A 12,589-nucleotide genomic window follows, 5' to 3' on the forward strand; every position below is an offset into this window, starting at 1 on the left:
AGGTGTGGACAACTTTGGGGAAAACCCCGGAAATACAGGCCGGACGGGGGATTTGTGAACGTGCGTTCTGTGGAAAAGGGATGCTGGGAAGCCGCAGCCTTGCATCTCCTTTCGCAATTTCCTATAATGGAACCAACTGCAGCGCCGGGAAACCGGCGGAAGGAGGAAACTTATGAGCAAATGCCGCATTGCCATTACGGCGGATACCTATCCTTATGCATCGGAGGTGACCAACCTGGTGGAGGCGCCTTTTGCCCCCCGGGGACTGGTGGAAGTAATCGCCCGGCTGGGGGCCATCCCGGTGGTGCTTCCAGATGTGCCCGGAGCCCGGGGGGAGGACTATGTGGACCTGTTTGACGGGCTGATCATCCCCGGAGGGCCGGACGTGGATCCCACTCTGTTCGGGGAGGAACCCAAGTGGAAGATCGGCCGGACCAACTACAAACGGGATCTGTTCGAACTGGAGCTGTTCCGGGCCTTCTACCAGGCCGGAAAACCCATTTTCGGCATCTGCCGGGGCTGCCAGCTGATCAACATCGCTCTGGGAGGGAATGTGTACCAGGATCTGCCCAGTGAGGATCCCCAGTGCACCATCCGTCATTCCCAGGGGGCACCGGGAGGGTATCCCACCCATCATGTGACTTTGGTTCCCGGCAGCAGCCTGTTTGGGTCCCTGGGAGAAAAGGCTTATGTCAACTCCCGGCATCATCAGGCCATCCACCGGGTCGCAGAGGCCCTGGAAGTTACCGCCGTGGCTCCTGACGGGGTCCAGGAAAGTGTGGAATCCCACGACCACAAGCAGGTGGTAGCCGTCCAGTGGCATCCGGAAAACATGTGGCAGGAGCATCCGGAACAGCTGAAGCTGTTCGAGGATTTCCTGGCACGGGTAAAAGAAAAGGTGTGAAGCGCTGCTTCACACCTTTTCTTGTCAGCGGTCAATGGCCGCTGACCGCTGACAGGGCTGCTGCGTACCCAGCAGCCCTGTTTATCTATCTGTACTTCTCCTTCCGTACATCACGCCCTTGTCCTTGTACATCTTCCGGTCCACCTGGGTGAGGATCTGGTCCACGTCGGGGATGGGGGTCCGGCAGGTGACGGCGCCCAGGGCCACGCTGATGCCCCGGGCTTTGTACCTGTCCTTCAGGCTGTGGATCAGCTCCTCAGCCTCTGCTGGAGCGTCGATTTCCCGGATCAGGAGGAATTCATCGCCCCCCATCCGGAACACCTTTCCCAGGCCCTTCATTTCGTCCAGTACCTGGGCGGCGGAACGGATCAGCCGGTCTCCCGTTTCATGGCCCTGGGTGTCGTTGACCCGCTTCAGGCCGTTGATGTCCCCGAACACAAAGACCAGATCCTGTCCACTGGGCAGGGAGGCAATGGTGTCGTGGAAGGCATACCGGTTCCCCAGGCCGGTGAGCTGGTCCGTCCGGCTGTTGGCCTGGAGAGTCCGCCGGTTGTTCCGGATCCGGAGCATAATGGCAAAGAACCGGGTCAGGGTGGACAACAGCAGGCTGGCGGACCGGAAGGTATCCGGGGTGGGGTTCACCACTTCCGTATACCCCAGGGACCGTTCCCCCTGGGTGAGATGGCCGGACACAATGCTGCGGATTCCGGGAATCCGGAGATGGAAATCCGGTTGTTTGGCCAGCAGCTGGGGCATATCCGGAATCAGGGCCAGTTGTTCCTTGTCAAAGGAGTTGTACAACAGTTGTACGTCTTTTTTGGGTACGTGCTGGAGCTGATCCTTCATGGGTTCCAGCCCTTTCCGGACCCATTCATAGGTGGCGCTCACCGTGTCATCGGGGCCTTCCTCAAAAATGTAGAACCGTTCCGCTCCCATGTTTTCCGCCAGTTGGATGATCATTTTCTGGATCCCCAGGTCCGGATCTTCTTCCCGGAGACCGATGGCAATCGCGTCATTGGCGGCGGCTTCCCGGAAGATCAGATCGTTCCGGGCAATGTCCATATCCACATATTCCTTCAGGTTCAGGGCCATGGAGAAGTGGAGCACCCGCCCCCGCCAGGGTACCAGAGTATCCCGGACCAGAAGGTCCAGGCCGGATTTCACACTGTGATGGGTGGCGGTGTGGAACCGGTCCTGCCGGAGGATGGACAGGGGACAGTAGGCACAGGGGGCCTTCTGTCCTTCCAGCAGTTCGTAGCATTTTTTCTCTTTATACTCCCGGGGCCCGTCCACGTGGTAGGCCTTTTGGGCAGCCTGGTTCATGTAGACCATCTCATAGGTTTCCGGATCGCTGATCATCACCAGTTCGTCCATGGTGTCGAATTTTTCCCGGTCAAAGACGATCCGGTCTCCGATGAACACCGATTCCCCGTACCGCTGATCCCGGGATTCCTTCAGCCGTTCCGTGAGAAGGGCCAGCAGGTTGTCCAGGTTGTCCACTTCCGATCCCCGGGCCAGGGCATACTGGAGGTACAGGGTGCAGCTGTAGCCGTCCACTTCCGTAATGCTGTGGATGGCCTGGGTCAGCTTTTGGATCTGGCTGTCCAGCTGGTCCTTCAGGGTGGTCTTGGTAAAGCCCAGGAAGCAGCAGCTGCCGATGTGAGCCAGGGAAATGGTGGGAAGATGGAGATGCTGGAAGGTTTCCACCACTTTGGTCAGCAGTTTCCGGCCCGCTTCCGGCCCGTAGGTCCGGCGGAACTGGTCGAATTCCGGAATGTCCAGCAGGAAGGCGGCATAGTCATCCTGCTGGTACCGCCAGGAATCCGCATACTGGAGGCCGGCTTCCAGCATGCCCCGGTAGCTGAGAAAGCCGGTTTCCGGATCTTTCAGATTCAGGTCCCGGATCAGTTCCGCCTGGGCGGGATAGTTCTCCAGATCGTCAAAATAGCCCAAAAGTCCCACAATCTGATTCCCTTTGTACAGAGGGGATTTGGTGGCTACAATGGGATGGGGGACTCCCCGGACAATGCAGGTCCCCAGGTGCTGGGTAATGGTCCGGCCCTGATGCACCACCTCTTCCTCATCGTTCTGAAAGGTGTCGGGCATGGGGTGCCAGCCCATTTCCTCGTCGGTTTTCCCCAGGATGTCCTTTTCTTCCAGGCCGTAGAATTTCAGGAAGGAGCGGCTGGCGCCCCGGAACCGGCGCTGGCTGTCCTTCCAGAAGAATTTCAGGGGGGAGGTGCGCACCGCATTCCACAGCAGGGTCTGGTAGTCGTGTTCCGTCTGGGGTATCTTTTCCAGAGGGACTCCCAGGGACATGTTGAACAGAGGCAGTTCTTTCCGGCGGGTGGCCAGATCCTTCCGTTCCCACACATTGTCCTGGACGGTCAGCAGGATGTTCCGGGTGGGATCTTTGTACAGGAACATGGCCTGGAAAATCATCCACCGGTAGTTTCCGTCAGGCCGGCGGATCCGGAACTGGTCTTCGACATCCACCCGGCCCTGTTCCCGGCCCTGGGCGTGGAGACTGTCCGGATCTGTGAACTGGAGAAATTTTTCCCGGTCGTCCGGATGGACGAATTTCTTGGCGTAGCGGGCCAGGAAGCCGGCAATGTCCGGATAAACGGCGTCACTGTTCAGGGAAGGCACGGAGCTTTGGAGCACCTGGACCTGGTCTTTCCCGATATCCAGATACATCAGGGAGTCGTATATGAGCACCAGGTTCCGGAACAGTTTGTCCAGTTTGTGGTGGAGCCGGGTGTTTTTGTCAAAGGTGATGTTCTGGATTTCCAGCCGGCCCAGACAGAACTGGGGATTGCCCATGATTTTCCGGGCCTTGATCCGGATGTACTGACCGTTGTCCACATATACCAGGGAATGGGTGGCGGTGCTGTCCGCCACCTGGTCCAGGAACATCCGGAACTTGTCCCGGAAGGGATAGGCGGGATCCAGCAGGTTCTCATTGGCTTCTTCCAGGGAATGGGTGCCCACACTGGCCAGAACCTTCTGGCAGGCCTCGTTGATGTACAGCAGGGTGGCGTATTTCCGGGTATATCGGAACAGGCCCAGGGGGGCTTCGGACACCACGTTCATGAGACCGGCCTGTTCATAGCACTGGTTTTCCAGGCTGTTTTCCGGCTTGATGTGCATTTTCATCAGATGGGTCAGGAGCTTTTCGTAGGGCAGGGGACGGCTGTAGTAGAATCCCTGGATCTTTTCACAGCCGATCTTTTTCAGGAAGGCCAGCTGTTCTTCCGTTTCCACGCCTTCTGCCAGGGTATGGACTCCCAGGGTCTTGGCCATGAGCACGATGGAGGTGATGATTTCCTTCCCCTTGTCGTTCAGGTTCTTCAGGAAGGCCTGATCGATCTTCAGCTCATCGAAATGGTAGTTGTGGAGCACGTTCAGGGAGGAGTAGGCACTGCCGAAATCGTCCAGCCAGATTTTGTAGCCGCTGTTGTGGAATTTCTGGAGGGTCTGGAAAATGTGGGAGGAATGCTGGACCAGAGCGCTTTCCGTGACTTCAATGCACAGGAAGTTCCGCTGGAGCCCGTATTTCCGTACCACTTTTTCCACCAGCTGGAAGGGGTCGGTGACCAGGAAATCCACCCGGGAGAAGTTCACGGAAATGGGGATCATGGGCTGGTGGTTCCGCCGCTGTTCCCGGAGCAGTTTGCCGGCCTGGCTCAGTACATACTGATCCAGCTGGTGGATCAGCCGGGCTTCTTCCAGGATGGGCACAAAGATCCCCGGAGAGATCATCCCCCGTTCCGGATCGATCCATCGGGCCAGGGCCTCCAGGCTGCACAGTTTGCCCGTAAGGCTCCGGATAATGGGCTGGTAGTACACCTGGATCTGGCCGGACTGGAGGGCCCGGGAGAAGTTTTCCAGCACAAAGACCCGGGTCTCCTGCTGGGCGGCCAGTTCCGGGGTATAGACAGCCCAGGACTGGATGGCGTTTTTCTTGATGGAATCGCAGGCGAATTTGGCCATGTCGAAGGCATGGCGCAGATCCGTCAGGGAAGCTTTTTCATTGGGGGGATAGATTCCTGCCTTCAGCTGGATGGTGGGGTTGCCGGTGCACTGGTCCACCTGCCGGGCGGCTTCCTGGAGTTTGTCCCGGAGCTTTTCCGCCGGAGCCAGGAGCACAAATCCGTCCCCGGTAAGCCGGGTCATCAGCTGGCCCGGGAACAGGGACTGGAGGATGCTGGCCACGGACCGGAGCAGGTTGTCCCCGGCCTGGATCCCCCAGGTGGCATTGTACAATTTGAAGTTGGTCAGGTTCAGGTATACCGGGTTGTAGGATTTCAGTCTGCCCTGGGCCTTTTTTTCCAGGGACAGGTTCAGGGCAGTCTGGTAGAAGGCACGGACCCCCATAAGCCCGGTGACCGGATCCTGTTTCCGGACCAGCACTTTCTGGGAGCTGCTCACCAGGTTCATGATCCATACGGTACCCACCTGGGGCAGGGTGCCTTTGGACAGGGTCCCTTCTATCCGCCGGAAATGGCCTTCCCGGGTCTTGATCCGGAAGGTCAGGTAAATCTGGGTCATGCCGGTTTCCTGGTGAGAGACAGCGGCGGCCTTCTGGCCCAGGGTTTCCAGGGGCTGGTAGTCTTCCGGATCCACCATGCCCTGGAAGGTGCCTCCGGTAAGGACCTGGAATTCCTCTTCAGTGGTGCAGGAATACAGGGACAGGAAGCCCGGGTTCACAAAAAGGATCTGTTCTGATCCCTGGGTGGTAAAAAGACAAATCCCGCTGGGCAGGGTATCGTAAAAACTGTGGAGTTCCTGGAATTTGCCCGGTGTATTCAAAAAAATCCCCCTCTTTGCCTGTAACAGATCCGGAAACCGCTGTGGAAGCAGTGTGTCCGGTCATATATCCATAATCATATCTTTATATTATACTCCATCTGGGGGGTTCTGCCAGAAAAAGTTAACTGGGGGAGTTAATTGCCAGCGGAAAGAAAAAATGCTGATCACCCTTTACAAAAAAGAAAAAATTTGCTAAAATACAATTTATCTGATGCGGGCATAGTTCATTGGTAGAATGAAAGCTTCCCAAGCTTTAGAGGTGGGTTCGATTCCCATTGCCCGCTCCATATTGAAAGACGGAAGGCTGTTGCTGAGGCAACAGCCTTTTTTTGTTTTCTCAGGAGCCAGGGTATGATATAATTATCTTTTACAGAAAACGAATTTGATTTGTCTGGAAGAAACGGGAGGAAGACATGGCGGAGTACAATTTACTGCAGAAAAAGATCCTGGCGGACGGCATTATCAAAAGCGGGGATGTGCTGAAGGTGGACAGTTTCCTGAACCACCAGATCGATGTGCCCTTTATCAGCAAGCTGGGAGAAGAATTCTATCAGCTGTTCAAGGACCGGCCCATCAGCAAGATCCTGACCATCGAGGCTTCCGGCATCGGCATTGCCTGCCTGACGGCAGTCCATTTCCGGGTGCCGGTGGTGTTTGCCAAGAAAAGCGCCGGCAGCAACATGGACAAAGAAGTGTACAGCACGGAAATCAGATCCTTTACCCACAACAAGGTGAACCATGTAATCGTTTCCAAGAAGTATCTCAACGCAGGGGACCATGTACTGATCATCGATGACTTCCTGGCCAACGGCTGCGCGGTGGAAGGCCTTATCGACCTGGTCCACCAGGCCGGCGCCGAAGTGGAAGGGGTGGGCATCGCCATCGAAAAAGGCTTCCAGGGAGGCGGGGACGCCCTGCGGAAGAAAGGCTATGATGTAAAGAGCCTGGCCATCATCGAAAAGATGGATGCGGCCACCGGCACCATCGTATTCCGGTAAGGGGGCGCCATGGAAGAAGAAAAGATCCAGGAACCGGCCCAGACTGGCACTGACCCGATTTACCAGTTTGATGGAAAAATCTCCCTGAAGAAAGCGGCGCCTTTCGGACTCCAGCATGTACTGGCCATGTTCGTGGCCAACATCGCTCCCATCCTGATCGTCACCGGGGCGGTAAAGATGCCTACGGAACAGGCGGCGGCCCTGATCCAGGCGGCCATGATCATGGCCGGGGTAGGGTCCCTGTTCCAGATGTTCCCGGTGGGGCCTCTGGGCAGCCGGCTGCCCATTATCATGGGGATCAGCTTCACCTTTGTGTCCACCTTCTGCGTCATCGGAGCCAAATACGGCTATGGGGCCATCCTGGGGGCGGCTCTGGTAGGGGGCTGTCTGGAAGGGTGCCTGGGGCTCATTGCCCGGTGGTGGCGCCGGTTCATCCCTCCCATTGTGTCCGCCAGCGTGGTGACCTCCATCGGGTTCTCCCTGCTGGGGATCGGGGCCAATTCCTTCGGAGGCGGCTTCGGGAATCCCCATTTCGGGGAAGCTCCCTACATGATCGTGGGTACCGTGACCCTGGTTTCCTGTCTGCTGTTCAACATCAAGGCCAAATCCTTCTACAAGCAGCTGTCCGTGCTGTTTGGCCTGGTGGTAGGGTACATCACCGCTTTTTTCTACGGTATGGTGGATCTGTCCAAGATCAGTTCCGCCGGGCTGTTTTCCCTGCCCCAGCCTCTGCCCTATGGGCTGGAATTCCATCCGGATGCCATTTTTTCCGTATTCCTGATTTTCCTGGTGTCTGCCACGGAAACCCTGGGGGATACCTCTGCCTTGACGGTGATGGGCTTCGGCCGGAATGCCACGGATAAGGAAATCGAAGGGTCCATCGGAGTGGACGGGTTCATCAGTGCCCTGTCCTCCCTGTTCGGCTGTCTGCCCATTACGTCCTTCAGCCAGAACGTGGGGCTCATTGCCATGACCCATGTGGTGAACCGGAAGGCCGTGGCCAGCGGGGCCGCCATTATGATCCTGGCCGGACTGTTCCCGGTGCTGGGAGTGATCCTGGCTTCCCTGCCGGAAGCGGTGCTGGGAGGCTGCACCCTGATGATGTTCGGGTCCATTGTGGTCAGCGGGGTCCGGATGCTGGGCAGCTGCGGCTACAGCCAGCGGAACATGATCATCGCTGCCCTGAGCCTGTCCATCGGCATCGGCTTCACCCAGAATCCCTCCATCTTTAAGATTTTCCCGGACCTGATGAAAAGCGTCTTCGCAGAAAACTGCGTGGCGGTAGTGTTCGTGGTGGCCGTAGTGCTGAATCTGATCCTGCCGGATGAGATGAAATAAGGGCTGCTGCACGCAGCGTGCAGCAGCCCGGTCGCGGCCCGCGACCAGAAGGCTCCTCACGTTAGCGTGAGGAGCCTTCTTTTTTATTCGAAACAACCGGTTGTTTAACCGGTTGTTTTCCTTTATTCGCCGCCTGGTTCAGCTTTTCCACCCATTGGGCTCCGTTGTCCCCATACTGGAGGCTCATGATCCGCTGGCCGCCGAAGTAGAGATTGCTGCCATCCTGTTCAGCAGAAGGTTGTGTATTGGGTTGTTCGTGGTAGAATTTGGCCAGGCTGCCGGCCACCAGGTAGGTCCGCTCCCGGCTGCTCATATCCCCTCCGGGCTGGACCAGCCCCAGGTCCTTTTTGTTCACCAGGATGGCCCCGGTCTTTTTGTCCACATTCACATGTTTTCCGCTGTATTCATACAGCCGCTGGGTATACTTGTCCCGGCGGGATCCGTTGTTGGGATGGTCGCTGGGCATGAAGATGGTGCCCAGGAAGGTTTCCCGGTTGTTGCCCATCTTTTCCATTACCCGCTGCCACAGGGCACTGCCGGCTCCCGGGTTGTACCCGGCTTCCGTGGCGTAGGTGAAGCCCAGCTCATCTGCTTTCTTTTCCATAGGCAGGGTCACCAGCTTGGCACTGCCCAGGTTGGCCAGCAGGTTGGTGCCCACTGCTTCCAGCATATTGCTCTGGCTGCCGGCCACGGCTGCCAGAAGGGCAATGGGGAAGGTACGCTTCACTCCGTTGGCCGGGTCGTGCTGCTCCCCGTGACCCAGTTCATGGCCCAATACAAAGGCCAGTTCGTCCTCGTTGTAGTTCAGGGTGGTGAACAGGCCCATGTTTACAGATACATTGTGGCCCAGGGTGCAGTAAGCATTGAATTTGGTGCTGTTGTTGACAAAATAATGATAGGGATTCTTTTCGATGGAAGGATCGGTCTTGGCAATGGCGGCGGACAGCCGGCCCATGACCCGGTCCAGCATGGCATTGGCTTCCGGATCCTCATTGACCCCTTCCTGCTGCTTGATCTGGTCCAGGTATTCTCCTCGGCCCTTGCCGTCCAGGTAGGCCACCTGCTTGTTCAGCATGCTGTACTGGGCGGACACCAGGACGATGGAGCCGATGGCATTGCTCCAGTCAAAGGCTTCCGCTGTCGGCAGGGCGGACAGGGTCAGGGATGTGGTCAGGACCAGGCCGGACAGGGCCAGGGCCAGCTTTTTCTTCAGATTTCGGGTGTGCAGACAGATCATGGGAATTCCCCCTCCAAAGGTAACAGAAAATATATAAACAACCATAAAACAACCATTGTTTTATATCAAAACAACCATATACAACCTTGAAAAATCTGGGAAACCTGTCACTTCCTCTGTCTGGATGACCCACATATGATATAATTGTTTCTATAGATTATAGAACAAGGAGAACCAGAAATCCATGAAAAAAATACTCTTTCTGACCACTGGCGGCACCATTGCCTGTACGGTAACCGATGAAGGCCTGGAACCTACCCTGAAGGGAGAGGACATCCTGAAACAGGTGCCGGAACTCCGGACCCTGGGAGAGATCACCGTCCGGGATCTGACCCTCCTGGACAGCAGCAATCTGGAACCGGCCCACTGGAGCGCCTGGGCCCGGCTGATTGGGGACAATTACAGCGATTATGACGCTTTTGTGCTCACCCACGGCACCGATACCCTGGCCTATACCTCCAGCGCCCTGTGCCGGATGCTGATCAATCTGGGGAAGCCGGTGGTGCTCACCGGGGCCCAGGTCCCCCTCAGCCTTACCAACAGCGATGCCCGGAGCAACCTGGAACTGGCTTTTTCCGTGGCGGCCAGCGGTCTGCCCGGGGTGTTCGTGGCCTTCGGGAACAAGGTGATCAAAGGGGACTGCGCCAAGAAGATCTTCACCCGGAACCCCAATGCCTTTGAAAGTGTCAATGAAGCTCCCGTACTGTATTTCGGCAAGGAGGGGGTCAAAAAGAACCTGCCCAGCCGGGAAAACGTGGGTGGCTTCCGGGTGGAAGAGAAACTGGAACCCCGGGTGATGGCGGTGACCATGACTCCCGGGCTGAAACCGGATATCATCGATTATGCGGTGGACCGGGGCTACAAGGGCCTGGTGCTGGAATGCTACGGAGCCGGCGGGGTGAACACGGACCAGCAGAACTTCCTGCCGGCCATCCGCCGGGCCATCAAAAAAGGCGTCCGGGTGGTGTGCGTCAGCCAGTGCCTTTTTGACGGGGTGGATCTGTCCCTGTATCCCATGGGGATCCTGGCGGCCCAGGCCGGAGTGGAATCCGGGGGCCCCATGACCCTGGAAGCGGCCGTGACTCGGCTTATGTGGAGCCTGGCCAACGAAACGGAAGAAGCATAAAGGAGGGAATCGTATGGCCGGAGATGCCAAAGCCCTGGTGTCACAGTTCCTGCAGGCCTGGCAGCGGGAACGGGACCATAAAATCAAGATCTGCCTCTTCGGGCAGCCGGGAGCCGGGAAAAGCTCCCTGATCAATGAACTGGCCGGCCAGCGGGTGGCCCGGGTGAGCCAGGACACGGACACCACCCGTCAGGCCCAGAGCGTGGAGTGTCCGGATGTGATCTATGTGGACCTGCCCGGCTATGACACCAGCCTGTTCCCGGAAAATGCCTATTTCAGCGCTTTTAATCCTCTCCAGTACGACCTGTTCCTGTGCGTGTTCGCCGGAAAGCTCCATGAGGCGGATGTGGAATTTTTCGGGAAGATCGCCCGGACCGGCCGGGTGTGTCTGTTTGTCCGGAACAAATGCGACGGGCTCTACGATCCTTCCTGCAGCCTGGAAGAGCTGGAGGAGAAGATCACCCGGGATGTCCACCATCTGGTGGGACCCCGGGAACAGGTGGTATTCACCAGCTGCCGGCGGAACCGGCCGGCGGCGGAACGGGGGATCCCGGAACTGGAACGGGCCATGGGGGCGCTTTTGCCGGAAGCCCAGCGGGACCGGTTCTTCCGCCATGCCAAAGCCTATACGGAAGAAGCCCTGCTGGTGAAGCGGAAGGCGGCGGAACGGTCCCTGAAGAAATTCATGGTCCTGGCGGCGGCCAACGGCCTGAACCCGGTGATCGGCATGGACGCGGCCCTTGACAGCCAGATCCTGAAAAGCCTGTACCGGGCCATCCGGGAAGCCTTCGGGGTCAGCGAAAAGGAAGTCCAGCCGGAAGGGCCCAGTTCCCAGGTGGTGAAGAAACTGGCGGAAGGAGTCACCGGAGAACGGGTGACCAAGGGGCTGACCTGGCTCCTGCGGAAAAAGGCCTCCGGGAAAGTGGCCAAAGTGATCCCGGTGGTGGGAGGCGCGGCAGTAATGGGCTTCAACGCCGGAAGCATGTACTTTTTAGGTGAAAAATACATCGATGCCTGCTGGGAGTACGCCCTGGAACGGCTCCAGGCGGAAATCCAGATGGGGGAACCATGACAAAAGACGGAAATGCCATCAGAGAAAAACTGAAGAACCTGGATCAGGAGAATGTGACCATTGTGCTGTTCGGACAGCCGGGCTCCGGGAAGTCCAGCCTGATCAATGCCATCTGCGGCTACCAGGCAGCCCCGGTGGGGGTGGAAACGGACACCACCCGGGAGCCGTTGTTGGTGGAGCACGGGGATGCCACCTTTATCGATCTGCCGGGCTATGGAACAAAATCCTTTCCCTGGAATGAGTTCATAGAACAATTCCATCTTTTCAAGTATGATATGTTCCTGTGCGTATTCTCCGACAAGCTCCACCAGGGGGATACGGAACTGTTCCGGCAGCTGACCGCCCAGGGCAAGCCCTGTATCTTTGTCCGGAACAAGACGGACCTGATCTATGAGGAGGGGCTGAGCCTGGAGGAAAGCGAAGAGGCCATCCGCCGGGATGTGTCCGGACAGCTGGGCCGGGAAGACTTTGAACTGGTCTTTGTGTGTGCCCGGAAGGATGCCCCTTCGGGGCTGGATGAACTGAATGACGCCATCATCCGGAAAATTCCTGCGGCCCGGCGGGAGAAGTACATCCTCACCGCAGAGGCCCGGACCCGGCAGCAGCTGGATGCCAAACGGGAAGCGGCCCGGAGCTATGTGCGCCGGAGTTCCACCTACGCCGCCTACAACGGGATCAATCCCATCATCGGGGTGGATGCGGCAGTGGACCTTCTGATCCTGTACCAGATGTACGGATGCATCCGGGATGCCTTCGGGATCACCCCGGAACTGATCCACGGCAGCCGGAAGGTGTCCCTCCGGGACAAGGCCATGGTCCTGGGGGGCATGAGCAAGGAAGGGATCAAGGTGATCATCAAGACCCTGGGCCGGAAATTCGCCGCCCGGAGTTTCTTGAAGGCGGTACCGGTGGTGGGCCAGGCAGCTTCGGCTCTCCTGGGGTACCAGCTGGTGCGCCAGGCAGGGCTCACCTATATCGATGCCTGCTATGAACTGGCCCGGGAACGGCTTCTGGACGAGCTGGACGCCCGACGGGACAAGCCGGGGAAGAAGTAAAACAACCTGTGTCCGGCAATGGTTGTACAATAGTTGTTTAAGAAAAA

8 protein-coding genes and 1 tRNA gene are annotated in these 12,589 nt (G+C 57.7%); 7 read left to right on the forward strand and 2 right to left on the reverse strand.

From position 1 onward, the window contains the following. Nucleotides 1–172 precede the first annotated feature (172 nt). On the forward strand, nucleotides 173–904 hold the full coding sequence (locus ACTQY1_RS07875) for a gamma-glutamyl-gamma-aminobutyrate hydrolase family protein (protein WP_154487997.1): 732 nt from the start codon (nucleotides 173–175) through the stop codon (nucleotides 902–904). 81 nt (nucleotides 905–985) lie between these two features. Here the strand turns inward: ACTQY1_RS07875 and ACTQY1_RS07880 are convergent, their stop codons facing one another. Further along, nucleotides 986–5,716: an EAL domain-containing protein gene (locus tag ACTQY1_RS07880; RefSeq protein WP_441374030.1), complete on the reverse strand. Its 4,731-nt coding sequence runs from the start codon at nucleotides 5,714–5,716 to the stop codon at nucleotides 986–988. 213 nt (nucleotides 5,717–5,929) lie between these two features. On the opposite strand from ACTQY1_RS07880, the gene ACTQY1_RS07885 reads away from it, so the two are divergent. The 3 genes from ACTQY1_RS07885 to ACTQY1_RS07895 all read left to right on the forward strand — a co-directional run bounded on the left by ACTQY1_RS07885 (nucleotide 5,930) and on the right by ACTQY1_RS07895 (nucleotide 8,052). After that, nucleotides 5,930–6,003: transfer RNA gene (locus ACTQY1_RS07885), tRNA-Gly, on the forward strand. Nucleotides 6,004–6,129: 126 nt separating this feature from the next. Continuing rightward, on the forward strand, nucleotides 6,130–6,714 hold the full coding sequence (locus ACTQY1_RS07890; RefSeq protein WP_022488046.1) for a xanthine phosphoribosyltransferase: 585 nt from the start codon (nucleotides 6,130–6,132) through the stop codon (nucleotides 6,712–6,714). A 9-nt stretch (nucleotides 6,715–6,723) separates the two neighbouring features. Beyond that, a complete protein-coding gene (locus ACTQY1_RS07895) occupies nucleotides 6,724–8,052 on the forward strand; it encodes a uracil-xanthine permease family protein (RefSeq protein ID WP_154487995.1) in 1,329 nt (442 codons plus the stop codon). A 61-nt stretch (nucleotides 8,053–8,113) separates the two neighbouring features. Here ACTQY1_RS07895 and ACTQY1_RS07900 read toward each other — a convergent pair whose 3' ends face one another. Further along, complete coding sequence (locus ACTQY1_RS07900) at nucleotides 8,114–9,289, reverse strand: M48 family metallopeptidase (RefSeq protein WP_441374031.1); 1,176 nt, start codon at nucleotides 9,287–9,289, stop codon at nucleotides 8,114–8,116. A 184-nt stretch (nucleotides 9,290–9,473) separates the two neighbouring features. Here ACTQY1_RS07900 and ACTQY1_RS07905 point away from each other — a divergent pair, with 184 nt between their 5' ends. From ACTQY1_RS07905 to ACTQY1_RS07915, 3 genes are read left to right on the forward strand one after another with little or no spacing between them, the layout of a single operon-like run. Beyond that, nucleotides 9,474–10,415 (forward strand): asparaginase, encoded by a 942-nt coding sequence (locus ACTQY1_RS07905; protein WP_022488043.1) that lies wholly within the window; start codon nucleotides 9,474–9,476, stop codon nucleotides 10,413–10,415. Nucleotides 10,416–10,428: 13 nt separating this feature from the next. Beyond that, the gene (locus ACTQY1_RS07910) at nucleotides 10,429–11,487 is read left to right on the forward strand and encodes a GTPase family protein (RefSeq protein WP_441374032.1); all 1,059 of its coding nucleotides are present in this window, start codon (nucleotides 10,429–10,431) and stop codon (nucleotides 11,485–11,487) included. Further along, nucleotides 11,484–12,542 (forward strand): GTPase, encoded by a 1,059-nt coding sequence (locus tag ACTQY1_RS07915; protein ID WP_441374033.1) that lies wholly within the window; start codon nucleotides 11,484–11,486, stop codon nucleotides 12,540–12,542. The genes ACTQY1_RS07910 and ACTQY1_RS07915 overlap by 4 nt, the downstream gene beginning before the upstream one ends. The last annotated feature ends 47 nt before the right edge of the window (nucleotides 12,543–12,589 follow it).

The organism is Acidaminococcus sp. HCP3S3_G9_1 (assembly GCF_052122455.1).
Lineage (GTDB): Bacteria > Bacillota > Negativicutes > Acidaminococcales > Acidaminococcaceae > Acidaminococcus.